This window comes from Streptomyces turgidiscabies Car8 (assembly GCF_000331005.1).
Taxonomy (GTDB): Bacteria; Actinomycetota; Actinomycetes; order Streptomycetales; family Streptomycetaceae; genus Streptomyces; species Streptomyces turgidiscabies.
The window spans coordinates 52,599-65,229 of sequence record NZ_AEJB01000441.1 but is presented as its reverse complement, the minus strand read 5'-3'; the positions used below and the strand labels follow the sequence as shown (position 1 = coordinate 65,229).

Genomic DNA, 12,631 nt, shown 5'->3' with positions numbered 1-12,631 from the left:
CCACCCTCCACCTGCTGAATCCTGTTGATGGCGAGCCTCGTCACCTTGCCGGCCTTCGAGGCGGTGACCGCGGCTTCCATCTTCATCGCCTCGATGGTGGCCACCGTTGCGCCGACCGCCACCTCGTCCCCCTCGGCGACGGCGAGCGTCACCACTCCGGCGAACGGCGCGGCGACATGGCCGGGATTGGCCCGGTCCGCCTTCTCCGTCGCCGGGATGTCGGAGGACACGGCGGTGTCGCGTACCTGGATCGGCCGCAGTTGGCCGTTCAGCGTGGACATCACCGTGCGCATGCCGCGTTCGTCGGCCTCGCCCACGGCCTCCAGCTCGATGAGGAGCCTGACACCCGGTTCGAGGTCGACCGAGTACTCCGTCCCGGGACGCAGCCCGTAGAAGAAGTCCTTGCTGGCCAGCACGCTGGTGTCGCCGTAGGTCTGACGGTGTGTCTCGAACTCGCGTGCAGGGCCGGGGAACAGCAGCCGGTTGAGCGTCCCCCGCCGGTCCTTCGCCAGGCCCGTTCGGTCGTCAGAGGTCAGTTCCACCATGGGCTTGGGGGCGGCCCGGCCCTCCAGCGCCTTGGTGCGGAACGGCTCCGGCCAGCCTCCGGGCGGGTTGCCCAGCTCTCCGCGCAGGAACCCGATGACGGAGTCGGGGATGTCGAACCTGTTCGGCGTCGCCTCGAAGTCCTCCGGCGAGACGTCGGCGCCGACGAGGTGGAGAGCGAGGTCACCCACCACCTTCGACGACGGGGTGACCTTCACCAGCCGGCCGAGGATCCGGTCCGCGGCGGCGTACATCGCCTCGATCGCCTCGAAGCGGTCGCCGAGGCCCAGCGCGACCGCCTGGGTGCGCAGGTTGGACAGTTGCCCGCCGGGGATCTCGTGGTGGTAGACCCGCCCGGTCGGCGAGGCGAGGCCGGCCTCGAACGGTGCGTAGATCTTCCGGACGCTCTCCCAGTACGGCTCCAGGTCGCCCACGGCCTGCAGGCTCAGCCCGGTGGGTCGCTCGGAGTAGTCGGTCGCGGCGACGATGCCGGAGAGCGACGGCTGCGAGGTGGTGCCCGCCATCGACGCCACCGCGCCGTCGACCGCGTCCGCGCCGGCCTGGATCGCGGCGAGGTAGGTGGCGAGCTGGCCGCCCGCGGTGTCGTGGGTGTGGATGTGCACCGGCAGTTCGAACTCACGGCGCAGCGCCGAGACGAGGGTCGCGGCGGCCGGGGCGCGCAGCAGGCCGGCCATGTCCTTGACGGCCAGGACATGTGCGCCCGCCTCGACGATCTGCTCGGCGAGGCGGAGGTAGTAGTCCAGGGTGTAGAGCCGCTCGGACGGGTCGGACAGGTCGGACGTGTAGCACAGGGCGACCTCGGCGATCGCCGTTCCCGTCTCGCGTACGGCGTCGATCGCGGGCCGCATCTGGCCCACGTCGTTGAGCGCGTCGAAGATCCGGAAGATGTCGATGCCGGTGGCCGCGGCCTCCTGCACGAAGGCGTCGGTCACCTCGGTCGGGTACGGCGTGTAGCCCACGGTGTTGCGGCCGCGCAGCAGCATCTGCAGGCAGATGTTCGGCACGGCCTCACGCAGGGCGGCCAGGCGTTCCCAGGGGTCCTCGGCGAGGAAGCGCAGCGCGACGTCGTAGGTGGCGCCGCCCCAGCACTCCAGGGACAGCAGCTCGGGCAGGGTCCGCGCCACCACCGGGGCGATGGCGAGCATGTCCTTGGTGCGGACCCGGGTGGCGAGCAGCGACTGGTGGGCGTCGCGGAACGTGGTGTCGGTGACGCCGATGTTCGGCGACTCGCGCAGCCACCGGGCGAAGCCCTCCGGGCCCAGTTCGACGAGACGCTGCCGGGAGCCGGCGGGCGGCTCCGAGTCCGGCAGGGGCGGGATCTTGCCGACCGGGTCGATCAGTTCGGGGCGTTCGCCGTGCGGCTTGTTCACGGTGACGTCGGCGAGGTAGGTGAGCAGTTTCGTGCCGCGGTCGGCGGAGGAACGTGCCGTGAGCAGGTGCGGCCGTCGCTCGATGAACGACGTGGTGACCCGGCCCGCGCGGAAGTCGGCGTCGTCGAGCACCGCCTGCAGGAACGGGATGTTGGTGGCCACGCCACGGATGCGGAACTCGGCCACGGCACGCCGGGCCCGGCCGATCGCGGTCCCGAAGTCGCGGCCCCGGCAGGTGAGTTTGACCAGCATCGAGTCGAAGTGCGCGCTGATCTCCGTACCGGCGTGGGTGGTGCCGCCGTCCAGCCGGATGCCGGAGCCGCCGGGCGAGCGGTACGCGCTGATCCTGCCGGTGTCCGGGCGGAAACCGTTGGCGGGGTCCTCGGTCGTGATCCGGCACTGGAGCGCGGCGCCGTGCAGGGTGACGGTCTCCTGGGAGAGCCCGAGGTCGGCCAGTGTCTCGCCGGAGGCGATGCGCAGCTGTGCCTGGACGAGGTCGACGTCGGTGACCTCCTCGGTGACCGTGTGCTCGACCTGGATGCGCGGGTTCATCTCGATGAAGACGTGGTTGCCCTCGCGGTCGAGGAGGAACTCCACGGTGCCCGCGTTGCGGTAGCCGATCTGCTCGGCGAAACGCACGGCGTCGGCGCAGATCCGGTCCCGCAGCTCCGGGTCGAGGTTCGGCGCGGGCGCCATCTCGACCACCTTCTGGTGGCGCCGCTGCACCGAGCAGTCACGTTCGAACAGATGGATGACGTTGCCCTGGCCGTCGGCGAGGATCTGTACCTCGATGTGGCGTGGCTCGACGACCGCCTTCTCCAGGAAGACCGTGGAGTCGCCGAACGCGGAGGCCGCCTCGCGCGCCGCGGCCTCGATGGACTCGCGCAGCTGGGCGGGTTCCTCGACCCGCCGCATGCCGCGCCCGCCACCGCCGGCGACGGCCTTGACGAACACCGGGAAGCCGATGTCGTCGGCGGCGCGGACGAGTTCGTCCACGTCGGCGGAGGGCGCCGAGGAGGCCAGCACCGGTACGCCTGCCGCGCGGGCGGCGGCCACCGCACTCGCCTTGTTGCCGGTCAGCTCCAGCGTGTCGGCGCTGGGCCCGACGAAGGTGATGCCGCCCTCCTCGCAGGCGCGCGCCAGATCGGGGTTCTCGGACAGGAACCCGTAACCGGGGTACACCGCGTCCGCGCCCGCCTGTCGCGCCGCGCGGACGATCTCCTCCACGGAGAGGTATGCCCGGACGGGATGTCCGGGACGGCCGATCTCGTAGGCTTCGTCGGCCTTCAACCGGTGCAGTGAATTGCGATCCTCGTGCGGGAAGACGGCCACGGTCCGCGCGCCCAGCTCAAAGCTGGCGCGGAACGCGCGAATCGCGATCTCACCACGGTTGGCGACCAGCACCTTGCGGAACATCCTGGATCCCTTCAGCCTGCCGGTGACGCGCCCCATGGTGTCGGCCAGGCCCGGCTCGCGCCATGTGAGCCGGGCCACTCACTCCCACCAGGGGCCCGTTCAGCGGAGTTCGGCCGAGGCGGGGGTGTCATCCAGGAAGCCCCCCGACTGGTGCTGCCACAGCTTCGCGTAGGCGCCCTCCGACGCGAGCAGCTCCTGGTGCGTGCCCTGCTCGACGATCCTTCCGCGGTCGAGGACGACTAGCCGGTCCATGGTGGCGACCGTGCTCAGCCGGTGCGCCACCACCAGCGCCGTCCGTCCCTCCATGAGCCGCCACAGCGCCTCCTGGACGAGGATCTCGCTCTCGGAGTCCAGGGCGCTGGTGGCCTCGTCGAGCAGCAGGATCGGCGCGTCGCGCAGGATCGCCCGGGCGAGAGCGACCCGCTGGCGCTGTCCGCCGGACAGCTTGACTCCGCGTTCGCCCACCATGGTGTCGAAGCCGTCCGGCAGCGCGTCGGCGAACTCCGTGACGTGCGCCGCCTCGGCCGCCCGCCGGATCTCGGCCTCGGTGGCGTCCGGGCGGGCGAACAGGATGTTGTCGCGGAGCGTGCGGTGGAACATCGCCGGGTCCTGCGGCACGTAGGCGATCAGGCTGCGCAGGTCCGTCTGGCGCAGCAGGCTGATGTCCTGGCCTCCGATCATGATCCGGCCGGCGTCGATGTCGGTCATCCGCAGCAGCAGGCGGCTGAGCGTGGTCTTGCCCCCGCCGGAACGGCCGACGAGGCCGATCTTCGCTCCGCCGGCCACCGCCAGGTCGAGTCCCTCGAAGAGCGGCTCGGCGCCGGGGTGGGCGAAGGTCACGTTCTCGAAGCGGACGTCGGCAGCCCTGGACCGCAGGGTTTCCGGCGACGCGGGGTCGAGCACGGTCGGGGAGGTCAGCAGCAGTTCGGTGAACTGCGCGGCCTCCGTCATCGAGCTCTCCAGCCGGCGGTAGATCTGGTTGAACTCGAACATGATCCGGGTGGCGTTCGAGTAGTACGTGAAGGCGACGACAACCGTCTCCACGCCGTGCCCGCCCCCGGCGAGGGTGACCGCGAGCAGCAGACCCAGGGCGTTGGTGAGCACGGACAACGGTGCGACCAACGTGTCGATGCGCAGGTTGCCGTAGTCCCACGACCTCAGCATGAGCCGTCGTGACGCCGCGACCCGGGACCGGTGCTCGGCGGCCTCACGTTCCTCGGCGGCGAACGCCCTGACGGTGTCCATGTTCGTCAGGCTGTCGGCGACGTGGCCCGACACCTGGGCGATGGCCTCCTCGCGCTTGTCGACGAGCGCCTGGCGGCGCCGGATGAGGGGCACCACGCACAGCGCCGTCAGCGCGATCATCGCCAACAGGCCGACCACCAGTAGCGGTTCGTAGCGCCACAGCACCACCGACCCGAACACGAGTGGCACGAGACTGCCCACGACCTGGAACGTGAGGGTGTCGACGAACTCCTCGAAGCGGGAGGCGAAGCTCAGGACCCGCTTGGTCAGCGACCCGGCGAAGTTGTCGTGGAAGAAGGAGGCGTCCTTGGCGAACAACTCGTCCATGCCGATCACGTACAGGTGCTCGATGCCGCGGGCGTCGACGCGGTTCAGACAGTGCAGGCCGATCCGCCAGAGCACCTCCGAGAGCAGCATGACGCCGGCGAAGGCGAGAACGTAGGGCAGTGCCGTTCCGGAGGCGACGCCGTTGTCGTCGGCGATACGGCCGACGAGCTTCGCGACGATCAGCGGCGCGATGTAGGCGAGGCCGATGTTGCCCAGCGCCGGGAGCAGCATCGCGGGCACCGTCAGCACGCGGAGACGGGCCAGCTCCCGTCCGTAGTAGCGAAGGGCGAGGAGCACAGGCCCCTTGCCCGGTGGATCCTTGGGCGATTCAGGCGATCCCATTCCAACCCTGTGGTGTCGTAGGGTGGCCGGCCGCTCGCCTTCTCCGGGGTCGTCCGGGCAGGCGGGCACGACGACGTCGCCCCCGCGGAGCTCGCGGCGGCGCAGACGTGTGAGTACGGGCAGGCCAGAAGTCGCAGTGTCCCGCGTCGGATTCCCCGCGGTCCACGCGTTTTTCTCGGCCAACGGCATGCCCGAACACGGGTACGACCGAGGTCGGAGCGGTGCGTCTATCCTTCGACCGTGGCTGACACCGACACCGACAGCACCCCGATGCGGCTTCCCGACATGCCGCTGCACGATCCGTTCGTCCTTGCCGACAACAGGACCCGCGCCTACTACCTCTACACGTCCAACGACCCGTCGGTGTCGGGCGTGGACGGCACCGGCACCATGGTCTACCGCAGCCACGACCTGCGGGACTGGACCCGCCCGGTGGTGGTCTTCCTGGCCGCCGAGCAGAAGGAGATCTGGGCGACCGACGGCGGCTGGGCACCCGAGGTACACGAATGGGACGGCAGGTACTACCTGTTCACCACGTTGCATGACCAGAACAGACCGCTTCCGGTGCCTCCGCCGAACAAGTGGGGTACGCCGTTCCAGATCCCGGCCTACATGCGCGGCACGATCACGGCCGTCTCGTCCTCGCTGCTGGGCCCGTTCACCGTGGTCGACCCCTCACGCCCCACCCCGCCCGCGAACCTCATGACGCTCGACGGCACGCTCTACGTCGACCCGTCCGGCCGGCCCTGGATGGTGTACGCGCACGAGTGGCTGCAGACCATCGACGGAACGATGGAGGCGATCCGGCTGGCCCCGGACCTGTCCCGGACGATCGGAGACCCCGTCTTCCTGTTCAAGGGCTCGGACGCGTCCTGGCTCGCCGAGGAGATACCCGCCGGCCTGCCGAACCAGCTCCCGCCGTACGTCACCGACGGCCCCCAGCTGCACCGAACCCCTGACGGATCACTCCTCATGCTGTGGTCGACGTACGAGAAGAACATCGTGGGCCGGGACGGGGCCGTCAGCGGCGGCTATGTGCAGACCTACGCCACCTCGGCGTCCGGCGCCATCACCGGGCCGTGGCAGCAGCACCGGCCGCTGGTCCGCGAGGACAGCGGGCACGGGATGCTCTTCCACACGTTCGACGACCGGCTGATGATGGTGCTCCACCGCCCCTTCGAGAACGCGCGGGGCAAGCTGTACGAGATGGAGTTCGTCGGCCATGAGCTGCGGGTGCTCCGCCGACGCGCAGACCTCGACGGCGGCGGCTGACGACTGCCGGCCGACGCCACTGTGCGCAAACGCCGGAGGCCGTCTTCTCATCGCTGAGAAAACGGCCTCCGGTTTCCGACTTTCACAAGTCGGGACGACAGGATTTGAACCTGCGACCCCTTGACCCCCAGGAGTAGAGGTTATCCCTTTTGTCTGAACATACGGCCAGAAATCAGGGTGCACAGCGTGCGGTGCCGAGCATGGTGTTCAGGTGCGCGGAGTCCGTCTGGTCCCCAACTGGTCCCCACGGGGCATGCCCGTGACGCAGACGCCCGGGGCCGCCGACAGGTCAAGAGGCTGGCTCGCCAGGGCCTGTCACGGCGTGAGGTCTGCGGCCCTTGCGCCTGTTCGAGGGGATAACAGAGAAACTATCGGCACCTCGCTGGCCACCGCGATACGTAGCCACCCACCACCCGCTAAGACCCTCCTCACTCTCCTTGCGCAGGTGCACTCTCGGGGTAGGCTGCCTTCAACAGGTCTGCCATGCGCCGGATCTCCGCGGGGTCTTCGGTCCCGGTGATAGTGATCTTCTGCGATCCCAGGCGAACGTCAACACCTTCTACGGTTCCGCGGGATGCGCACCATCGCTTGATCGTCTCGATGGCCGACGGCAGTGCGAGAGTGCTGGTAACCCCCAACGTCAGAATGTCGAGGGCGTCCCCAAGCGTGTCTTCCGCAGGCGCCGCCGAGGCCCACCGAGCCCGACCGACGCCGCGAAGTTCAGGGTCCCGGGAGAGAAAGATCCGAAGACCGTCCGGAACCTTCGCACCGGTCTCCGTGATGATACGAAGTTGCACTTCGGTCATGGCCACCCCCACTTGCTGTTCATCACGAGTTCCACTCGGTCTCCATCGCGGCCGATCTGCCGCGACGGCTCGGGCCAACCCTGCTCCTGACAACTGGCCCGCACATGATGGAACAACGCGTCCGTGTCGATCACCGGGGGACCGCCCTGGATTCCGCCGGTCAACGTACGGATGATCTCCCCAGTGAAGGTGGTGAAGTGGTCGCCTCGGGGAGCGCGGGACGCGTTGGTGGCGTTGGAGGACGTCATCACGTAGGTGCCCTCGATCCGTGCCGCGCTGCTCAGACCCGCGGAGAGGATGTCGAGTGCCGCCCCGCTGTAGCAGCTGTCCAGGACCAACAGGCGCGAGCCCACCGGAGCGTCCGCCACCTGGTCACGGATTCGGTCGAACTCCATGGCGGTCCAGACCTTGTCCTGGTTCGAGTCGACCAGACCGAGCAGGAGGCGTCCGTTGCGAGGATCGGTCCAGCCATGCCCGGCGAAATAGATGAAGAGACCACCGGACCGGGGATCCGCGGCGTCCATGGCCAGGTCGATCTTCTCGTGCACCTGTGTTGCGGACGTGGGGTTCTCCAGGGTGTACACGTTGCCGCGCGGAATCCCCAGCCCGGTCAACGCCACCTCGGTGAGCGCGGACAGATTGTTCTTGATGGACGGCACCGGCGGCAGCTGGGTGTAGTCGGATACGCCGATCATCACCGCCGCGCCAGTCGCCCACCGTTCCAGCGGGCCGAATCGCCGAGTGTCCGCCGGAAGCATTCGACGCCCCTCGATCGCCTGTTCCGTGTCCCACGGCGCAAGCCTTTCAAGGGCCTTGACCAATTCCAGGCGCACTTCGCTGCGCGGCTCCGCGCGACCCGTGATCCACGCACTGACCGCGGCCCTGGTCAGACCCAACTCCTGGGCCAAATCCGACTGAGTGATCTCGGATCGCCTCAACTGCCGGGCAAGCCAAGGCCCGAACCGGTCATCCGGTCTCGCCGATGGGCGGGGAGGGCCCGGGACACGAATCCTGCGTCGTGGTGGCGGCGGGGGTGCGAGTGAACCACCGTACACCGGTGGAGAGGCCGGGCCGGCGGCCTCTCCCCTGGCCAGGGCGTCTTCTTCAGCACTCTCACGCTGTGCTCGGTCCAGGAGGCTCAACCATTCCGACTCGTTCAGCTCCTCGCCCGCCCATTCGCTCCATACGGTGATCGCGGCGAGGGCCTGCTGGGTAACGCTCCGTGAGGGAACTCGGCAATCGGCGAAGCGGGGTGGAGCCCAGTCTCGGACTCGATGAGCCTTGAGGTCCCGTGCACCGAGCAGGCCGCGGGCCCGGGCGTCGAAGACCAAGGAGTCGAGACCGACCGACTCGCCGTCGGCACGCCGGGTACGCTCTGCTCGTTCCCGCAGCCCGTGCAGACTCCTGTACAGCTCAGCCCGTGCCGACACCCTCTACCCCCGTTCCACCATGGAAGCTTAACGGTCATTCTGCCACCGGGGACTCGGCTGCCGGCACCGTCCGCTGATCGACCGAGCCGCCCGCTGCGGCCCGGCGATCACCACCAACCTGCACTCTCAGCCATGCCGCGAACCGGCCACGAACCCCTGGGTCCTCCGAGTCAGCCGGGCAAAGGTTCGGCGTCACCGGTTGTGGTGGGCAGAGGCGGGCCGGGACACCCCTGCGCGCTCGCAACCGGCAACGCCCCCACCTGCGGAAACACCGTTCTGGGAGATCCAAGTCAGCACAGAATCAGCACGGTCAACACAGGTCAGCCCTGAGCATCGCTAGCCGCCCTCCAGTCCTGGAGTCCCTGCTTGAACATGGTCCCCCCGACCTGTCGGCAAGTGTGCTGGATTGGCCCCCCAAAGTCCTCGACCCCGAGTGCGACGATTACGATGCCCGCTCCGAGCGCGACTGCACCAGCGATGATCAGCAGGGCACCCCGCATCTTGACCTTCAGGTCACCGGCAACAACCTCGCCCGACCTGATCAAGTCGATCTTGGCGAGGATGTCCTTAGCTTCCTCGGGCGCATACCCATCGACGTACTGCAGGGCCTCTCGGAGGTGCTGACGAAACTCCTCCGCCTCAACGGGGAGGTGCTCCTTGACATAGCCGACGGTGCTGATCAGCTCGTCCATCTCATCGGCGAACCGATCGAGGAGCTTGACGTGCTCATGGATGTGGGTGAGCAGCGTGGCCATCTCGGTGCCGACGTCGATCAGCTCGCTGGCAGCGTCTGAACCCGGCTCGGGTACGTCAGCAGCCAGCCGAGTTGTCCAGATGCCGTCTAGGCCAAGCACGTATGTGCTTGCGTTGCCAATGCTTACGAGCTGGCGCTGTTCAGCGATCGTCAAGGGCATGCGGCTTGTTCCTCCCTGTGCACCGGCCCAGCAGTACGGCACTCACGTTAGGGGTGCCGTACGCCTTCAACCTGCCAAGAAGGGCCGAGTGGGTGAGGCTTCAGTTGTGGCTACGCCACCGTTCCGTACCCCTCGGGCTTCTGCGAAGCCTCGCCCCCGAAGGGGCCACCTGAGTGAAGACGAAAGACGTATGTACGTAATCGCGTCTTTCGAGTTTGGGGGTCTACTTGAAGAACCCTGCCAGGACATCAGCATTGCGGGGAACTAGGTCAGAGTGCTTCACGGTACGACAAGGGGCAATGACCAGGAGGAAGCGTGGGTATGGTGCCGCCGGCGCCGGTTCGCCCGCAAGGTGGAGGAGTCGTTGACTCAATTCGCGTCATACGACCGAGGATCGCCTTCCTGGAAAACGTCTCGAACATCCGGACGCGCGGACTCGAAGTCGTCCTCGGCGACCTGGCCGAGATCGGATACCGCGCACGGTGGGTGTGCGTACGAGCTACCGCAGCTCAACCCCCTCACCTCCGTGACCGGTGGTTCTGTGTCGCGACCCCTGAAGACCCCGACGAGCAACCTCGGCTCTAACGGCGGCGCCCGCCATCCCGAAGAACGTCGGCGCGGAGGCCACGGCCCCACCCTCGACGACGAGGCGTGTTACCTGCTCCCGTACTCGGAAGCGATCCTCGAAGGTCGCGAGCCGGAGTCACCAGTCGACGGCCCCAACTCCCCCGCGCACTGGTGGGGCGAGTACCTCCCCGCCATCCGACGGTGGGAAGCCGTCACCGGCCGCGCCGCTCCCCCACCTACCGAGCCCGGCCGCAAAGGCGGACCACGCGTGACCGCCGTCTGGGTCGAGAGGCTCATGGGCCTCCCCCTCGGCCACGTCACCGACGTGCCCGACCTGACCCGTGGACAACAGCTCCAGATCCTCGGCAACGGAGTTGTTCCACAGCAGGCAACGACCGCGTACGCGGCACTCCTCGACCTGGGGGTGTGATGCCGAACTGGGCTTCATCCGACCGGCGCGAGAGGTTGCCGGCGGACTGGCCGAAAATCCTGTCGGATTCGCGTCCTGCGTAGAGACGGACACCGCTGCACGGCCCGCGATCAGTACGGGCGGCGCTGCGAGGAACCGGCTACGGACGCGGACCACATCGTGCCCGGTGACGACCACCGAGAAGCCAACCTGAGATCGCTCTGCGGGTGGCATCACCGGGCCAAGTCCTCTCGCGAGGGAGCCCTCGCACTTGCCGCACAAAGACGGCGGATCGACAAGCGCTTCAGACGGACGGAGGCCCATCCGGGCCTGATGTAGGAGGTGGCCCGTGTTCACTGCCGCATGGGTCGGCTGGATCGCCGCCTTCTGCGTGATCGAGGGCGTCGCCCTGTACCGGAAGCAGCCAGGCGACAGCCTGTCCGAGCACGTCTGGAAGTGGTTCCACACCGCGAAAGACACCGTTCCGGACCGGACCACCCGACTACGCCGCTTCGTCCTGGTTGCGTTCCTGGCTTGGCTCTCCGCCCACTTCCTGACGGGCGGGAGGTTCTGACTCCCGCGCCTCTGTAGTGCTCTCCTCGCCCTCGTCGTCCGGCTTGAGAGCGGACAGCATCTCGCGCACCGCACGGATGAGTTCGGGAAGTTGCTTGATGAGCTGAATGAGCAAAGTTACGACCAGGCTCAGCAGACCGAAGACCGCAAGGACGGTCAGGGTAAGGGAATTCCAGTCCACTTGTTTCAGTGCCTTCCAGTTCTAAGAGGGCCGAACTGGAAGCGGGCAGCCTCAGTTCGACCACCGACTTCGTGGTTCGTGAACTGAGAGACTGCCGACGCGCGCAATCATCCTCGGGCGGTGCTAACGCCTTGGCGAGCCGTTCCTCCTTTTTAGCACCAAGGAGCGACCGCTTCCCGCCCCTTGCTCAGGGTGTTCTATGCCGGGGCCAAATGTCCCCTGCGTCACGGGGTCACGGCCACACAGACAACACACCCTCTCCGGGCTCTAAGCCCTAGAGTTACGCCGCCCTGCGGCGGCGTACGTGTCTGACGATACACAACTCGCCACAAGATCATGCGCGTTGGAGGTGAAGCAGGTGCCCGGCCCCGTGCCCAACCGTGAAGCCGACCTCGCCCGCCCGCGCGAGCGCAAGGGCGGAGATTTCCAGTCGGTGACGCGCGGCATCGCCCGGCCCACGAAGGTGCCGAACGGCGACCGTACCTGGCACCCGATCGCAAAGCGCCTGTGGGACGCCCTGAAGGAGTCCGGCCAAGCCGACTTCTACCAAGCGAGCGACTGGGCCCTCGCCTACTCCCTCTGCGAAGACCTCTCCTTCTACCAGAAGTCGGGGAAGCGGTCGGGCCAGATGCTCCAGACCATCTACGGCGCCTTCGAGCGACTCCTCGTCGCCGAGGGCGACCGGCGACGTGTGCGCATCGAACTGCACGAGCCTGAGCCCGAGGAGCAGTCCGCAGCCGTGCTCGCCATCGCCGACTACAAGAAGGATCTCGGGCTTGCCGAGTGAGCGGCGCGGGGCGGCCGTACGGACCGCCCCGCGATTGCCTACTACGCCTGCCGCTTCACGTAGGCGACCGCACCCATGCCCGCCGTGAAGAAGAACGCCGCCACAGCGGCACCGGAGGCAACAGCGGTGAACGGTGCCTGCCCGAGAGCAGCGAAGCCGGTCCCGATAGCGAGACCGGTGGTTACGGAGATCAGGGCGACAATAACTACGTGGTACACGCGGTGGTCGCAGGTTGAAGTGGTTGCAGACAAGGAAGGCCCTCCCATGCTTTGCCAGAGCGTCGCGATCTGAGCCAGGGCAGGGTTCATCCACCACCGGTCAGCTATACGACGTCGCCGCCCAAAGGGCGTCGCCACAGGAGAGCGCCGGCCAGGCGCGCCTATAGAATCTCTGCCGCCGCGCTGTAGTGCTCGGTCATCTGCACCAAC

At 67.9% G+C, this 12,631-nt stretch carries 11 protein-coding genes and 1 pseudogene; 5 read left to right on the top strand and 7 right to left on the bottom strand.

All coding sequences use genetic code 11. From position 1 onward, the window contains the following. A partial coding sequence (locus STRTUCAR8_RS32290) for a pyruvate carboxylase (protein ID WP_199791722.1) occupies positions 1 to 3,350 on the bottom strand: 3,350 nt, incomplete at its 3' end. 99 nt (positions 3,351 to 3,449) lie between these two features. Then, complete coding sequence (locus STRTUCAR8_RS32285; protein WP_078507387.1) at positions 3,450 to 5,264, bottom strand: ABC transporter ATP-binding protein; 1,815 nt, start codon at positions 5,262 to 5,264, stop codon at positions 3,450 to 3,452. A gap of 270 nt (positions 5,265 to 5,534) precedes the next feature. On the opposite strand from STRTUCAR8_RS32285, the gene STRTUCAR8_RS32280 reads away from it, so the two are divergent. Further along, positions 5,535 to 6,536: a glycoside hydrolase family 43 protein gene (locus STRTUCAR8_RS32280; RefSeq protein WP_078507389.1), complete on the top strand. Its 1,002-nt coding sequence runs from the start codon at positions 5,535 to 5,537 to the stop codon at positions 6,534 to 6,536. Positions 6,537 to 6,964: 428 nt separating this feature from the next. Here STRTUCAR8_RS32280 and STRTUCAR8_RS32275 read toward each other — a convergent pair whose 3' ends face one another. From STRTUCAR8_RS32275 to STRTUCAR8_RS32265, 4 genes and pseudogenes are all read right to left on the bottom strand, one after another. Next, positions 6,965 to 7,342, bottom strand: a complete 378-nt coding sequence (locus STRTUCAR8_RS32275; protein WP_044473271.1) for an effector-associated constant component EACC1 — start codon at positions 7,340 to 7,342, stop codon at positions 6,965 to 6,967. Further along, entirely contained in the window at positions 7,339 to 8,100 is a 762-nt protein-coding gene (locus STRTUCAR8_RS54670; protein ID WP_044473264.1) for a caspase family protein, read from the bottom strand. The genes STRTUCAR8_RS32275 and STRTUCAR8_RS54670 overlap by 4 nt, the downstream gene beginning before the upstream one ends. A 60-nt stretch (positions 8,101 to 8,160) precedes the next feature. Next, positions 8,161 to 8,397: pseudogene (locus tag STRTUCAR8_RS54665) on the bottom strand (helix-turn-helix domain-containing protein); the annotation flags it as partial. Between the two features lie 695 nt (positions 8,398 to 9,092). Then, on the bottom strand, positions 9,093 to 9,686 hold the full coding sequence (locus tag STRTUCAR8_RS32265; RefSeq protein WP_006380379.1) for a hypothetical protein: 594 nt from the start codon (positions 9,684 to 9,686) through the stop codon (positions 9,093 to 9,095). A 321-nt stretch (positions 9,687 to 10,007) separates the two neighbouring features. Between STRTUCAR8_RS32265 and STRTUCAR8_RS50535 the strand changes: the two genes are divergently transcribed. The 4 genes from STRTUCAR8_RS50535 to STRTUCAR8_RS32250 all read left to right on the top strand — a co-directional run bounded on the left by STRTUCAR8_RS50535 (position 10,008) and on the right by STRTUCAR8_RS32250 (position 12,203). Continuing rightward, positions 10,008 to 10,271 carry a DNA cytosine methyltransferase gene (locus STRTUCAR8_RS50535; RefSeq protein WP_006380388.1) on the top strand — a complete coding sequence of 88 codons (264 nt, stop codon included), beginning with the start codon at positions 10,008 to 10,010 and terminating at the stop codon, positions 10,269 to 10,271. Further along, positions 10,228 to 10,683, top strand: a complete 456-nt coding sequence (locus tag STRTUCAR8_RS32260; protein ID WP_006380337.1) for a hypothetical protein — start codon at positions 10,228 to 10,230, stop codon at positions 10,681 to 10,683. Before STRTUCAR8_RS50535 ends, STRTUCAR8_RS32260 begins: the two co-directional genes overlap by 44 nt. Positions 10,684 to 11,011: 328 nt before the next feature. Then, positions 11,012 to 11,236 (top strand): hypothetical protein, encoded by a 225-nt coding sequence (locus STRTUCAR8_RS32255; protein WP_006380338.1) that lies wholly within the window; start codon positions 11,012 to 11,014, stop codon positions 11,234 to 11,236. Positions 11,237 to 11,786: 550 nt separating this feature from the next. Next, positions 11,787 to 12,203 (top strand): phage terminase small subunit, encoded by a 417-nt coding sequence (locus STRTUCAR8_RS32250; protein WP_234372623.1) that lies wholly within the window; start codon positions 11,787 to 11,789, stop codon positions 12,201 to 12,203. A 41-nt stretch (positions 12,204 to 12,244) separates the two neighbouring features. Here the strand turns inward: STRTUCAR8_RS32250 and STRTUCAR8_RS32245 are convergent, their stop codons facing one another. After that, positions 12,245 to 12,454, bottom strand: a complete 210-nt coding sequence (locus tag STRTUCAR8_RS32245) for a hypothetical protein (protein WP_100247726.1) — start codon at positions 12,452 to 12,454, stop codon at positions 12,245 to 12,247. Positions 12,455 to 12,631: the final 177 nt, after the last annotated feature.

Excerpts from the sequence above, each read along its gene's own strand:
- STRTUCAR8_RS32285 (WP_078507387.1), bottom strand. The coding sequence starts at position 5,264 with ATGGGATCGCCTGAATCGCCCAAGGATCCACCGGGCAAGGGGCCTGTG.
- STRTUCAR8_RS32280 (WP_078507389.1), top strand. The coding sequence starts at position 5,535 with ATGCGGCTTCCCGACATGCCGCTGCACGATCCGTTCGTCCTTGCCGAC.
- STRTUCAR8_RS32275 (WP_044473271.1), bottom strand. The coding sequence starts at position 7,342 with ATGACCGAAGTGCAACTTCGTATCATCACGGAGACCGGTGCGAAGGTT.
- STRTUCAR8_RS54670 (WP_044473264.1), bottom strand. The coding sequence starts at position 8,100 with ATGCTTCCGGCGGACACTCGGCGATTCGGCCCGCTGGAACGGTGGGCG.
- STRTUCAR8_RS32265 (WP_006380379.1), bottom strand. The coding sequence starts at position 9,686 with ATGCCCTTGACGATCGCTGAACAGCGCCAGCTCGTAAGCATTGGCAAC.
- STRTUCAR8_RS50535 (WP_006380388.1), top strand. The coding sequence starts at position 10,008 with ATGGTGCCGCCGGCGCCGGTTCGCCCGCAAGGTGGAGGAGTCGTTGAC.